This window comes from Methylobacterium sp. WL18 (assembly GCF_008040015.1).
GTDB lineage: Bacteria > Pseudomonadota > Alphaproteobacteria > Rhizobiales > Beijerinckiaceae > Methylobacterium > Methylobacterium mesophilicum.
Window position 1 is genome coordinate 1 of record NZ_VRVD01000579.1, and the last position, 2,955, is coordinate 2,955.

The following is a 2,955-nucleotide window of genomic DNA, read 5'->3' on the forward strand; positions in this document are numbered from 1 at the left end:
TTCCTGGCCGGCGCCTCCCTCGCCGTGCTGGCGCAGGTCGTCCCGGCCCTATCCCAGGACGCGACGCCGCCGCGTCGCGGCATCGCCAATCCCCCCGCCGGGGGCAGCGTGCAGCTCGACGAGATCAGCGTCGAGAGCCGTGGGGGCGGCCCCGTCCAGGCGGGGCGTTCCAGCACGGCCTCGCGCAGCGTGGAGAGCCCGACCGGCCCGATCGACGGGTTCGTGGCGAAGCGATCGAACACCGCGACGAAGACCAACACCCCGCTGATCGAGGCGCCGCAATCGATCACCGTGATCGGGCGCCAGCAGCTCGACGCCCAGAACGCCCAGACCCTGACCCAGGCCACCCAGTACGTCGCGGGCGCCTATGGCGGCGTGTTCGGCGCGGATTCGCGCATCGACTACCTCACCCTGCGCGGCTTCGTGGTGAGCGATTTCGGCATCTACCGGGACGGGCTGCAGCAGCTGAACTACGGCTTCGGCTACTTCAAGACCAACACGTTCGGGCTCGAGCGCATCGAGGTGCTGCGCGGCCCGGCGGCGGTCTTGTTCGGGGCCGGCAGCCCCGGCGGAATCGTCAACCAGGTGACCAAGCGCCCGACGCTCGACCCGTTCGGCTATGCCGAGGTCGGCGGCGGTTCGTTCGGCCAGAAATACGCCGCCTTCGACTTCGGCGGCCCGGCCGACCGGGAGGGCCACTGGTTCTACCGGCTGACCGGCTACGGCCGCCAGGGCGGGACGCAGGTCGAGGGGGCCCCGGACGACAGCTTCTACATCGCGCCGGCCGTCACCTATAAGCCGGACGGGGCGACGCGCTTCACCTTCCTGTCGAGTTTCCAGCACGACAACACCGCGGTGACGTCGAACTTCCTGCCGTATCTCGGGACCGTGCGGCCCAACGCCTCCGGGTTGCGCATCCCGCGCTCGCTGAACGTCGGCGATGCCGGCTTCAACACCTTCCAGCGCGACCAGGCCTTCCTGGGCTACGAGTTCGAGCACGACTTCAACGAGACGTGGACCTTCCGGCAGAACCTCCGGTACTCGTTCCTGAAGAGCTTCCAGAACTCGGATATCGGCCAGCTCGGTTACAGCAACCCGGCCCAGACGCTGCTCGCGCGCTACCAGTTCCGCGACAGCGCCAAGGTCAACCTGTTCCAGGTCGACAACCAGGCCGAGGCGCGGTTCTTCGACGGATACTTCCGTCACGACCTGCTGATGGGCCTGGACTACAAGGATTACCGCCTGAACGACAACCAGGCGTCGCTGTTCCCGGCGAGCGACCTGAACATCCTGGCCCCGGTCTACGGCCTGCCGACCGGGACGCCGTCGCCGTACCTGATCAACTCCGACGCATTCAAGCAGCTCGGCCTCTACCTGCAGGACCAGATCAAGGTCACCGACCGGCTCACCCTGCTGGTCGGCGGCCGCCAGGATTTCGCCGACAACCGGGTGGTCGACAAGCTCACCAACGGCGCGGGCAACAACGGCCGCAGCGACAACGGCACCACCTACCGCACGGCGCTGATCTACAATTTCGACAATGGGCTCGCCCCCTATGTCAGCTACTCGACCTCGTTCCAGCCGCTGATCGGCACCGGCCTCAACAACCAGACCTTCAAGCCCGAGACCGGCAAGCAGGTGGAGGGCGGCGTCAAGTTCGAGCCCCCGGGCCAGGGCTACTTCGTCACCCTGGCGGGCTTCGACATCCACCGCCAGAACGTACTGACCGCCAACCCCGCCAACCCGCTGTTCAACGCCCAGCTGGCCGAGGTGCGGTCCACCGGCTTCGAGGCCCAGCTGGTCGCGAACCTGTTCGACGGCCTCAACGTGGCGGCCTCGTACACGATCTACGGGCTGACCAACGAGCGGGGCGGCCCGGACCTGATCGGCAAGGTCCCGGTCAACATCCCGGAGAACTTCGCCAACCTGTTCGTCGACTACACCATCCCGACCGGCGACCTGCGCGGCTTCGGCTTCGGCGGCGGCGTGCGCTATGTCGGCCGCTCCTTCGCGGACGTGGCCAACGCCTTCCGGGTGCCGGATTACGTGCTGTTCGACGCCCAGGTCCATTACGACTGGGAGCGCTGGCGCCTGCAGGTCAACGCGACGAACATCGGCGACCGCCGCTTCGTCTCGTCCTGCCAGACGACCACGTCCTGCTTCTACGGCGACGCAAGGCGGGTCCTGGCGAGCGTGAGCTACAAGTGGTGAGGCGCCCGCCGCGCGCGGCCTGAGCCACGCGCGGCGATCCAGACCGGGAGCGGCCGATGCCCCGGGCTCAGCGGTCGTGGCGGCGCATCATGTGGCCGCGATGGTGCCGGCGCATCATGTGATGGCGGCTGCGCATCACGCCGCGGGAAGACATCCGGGCGCCGCGGTGCATGCCGCCGAAATTTCCGTTGCCGGTGGCGGCGGCGTTCCGGTCGAGGCCGTCGCCCGGGGCGGCGAGGCTCGGGCTGGCGGCGCCCAGGACAAGGCCGAGCGCGAGCGTCGCGCCGAGGAGGATCTTGTTCATCGGTTCCGGTCCCTTCGCGACCCTGCGCCGCGCCGACCGAACGGATCAGTGATGCGCAGGTTCCGGGCCCTCAGGCGGACGGACCCTCCACGATCGCGAACAGGGCGGGCTGCACGGCCTTGGCGTCCGGCACCGGGACCGCCCGGATGCTCGGCGGCAGCGGCCCCCCGAGCAGATCCAGAAAATCCCCCGAGGCGGCGATCTGGAGTTCGGCGGCCTTGGCCCGGGCCTCGAGACGCGACAGGGCGTTCATGGCGGGGCCCAGCACGGTGTACTCGGCCCGCACCCCGTCGTCGAACACCCCGACCAGGAGGTCGCCGGCGTGCAGGGCGACCACCACCCGGAGGGTGAACAGCCCCGCCTCGGCCCGGGCCTCGTTGAGGGTGGCGATCCGGTCCTGGAGCGACAGGGCGCAGGCCAGCGCCGCCCGGGCCTGCGCC

3 protein-coding genes are annotated in these 2,955 nt (G+C 69.4%); 1 reads left to right on the forward strand and 2 read right to left on the reverse strand.

What is annotated here, in order from left to right; all coding sequences use genetic code 11:
* Positions 1 to 3 precede the first annotated feature (3 nt).
* Complete coding sequence (locus FV228_RS25235) at positions 4 to 2,211, forward strand: TonB-dependent siderophore receptor (RefSeq protein WP_147857058.1); 2,208 nt, start codon at positions 4 to 6, stop codon at positions 2,209 to 2,211.
* A 67-nt stretch (positions 2,212 to 2,278) separates the two neighbouring features.
* On the opposite strand, the gene FV228_RS25240 is transcribed toward FV228_RS25235, so the two are convergent.
* Positions 2,279 to 2,515: a hypothetical protein gene (locus FV228_RS25240; RefSeq protein ID WP_147857057.1), complete on the reverse strand. Its 237-nt coding sequence runs from the start codon at positions 2,513 to 2,515 to the stop codon at positions 2,279 to 2,281.
* 70 nt (positions 2,516 to 2,585) lie between these two features.
* On the reverse strand, positions 2,586 to 2,955 hold a 370-nt coding region (locus tag FV228_RS25245; protein ID WP_281406529.1), incomplete at its 5' end, for an adenylate/guanylate cyclase domain-containing protein.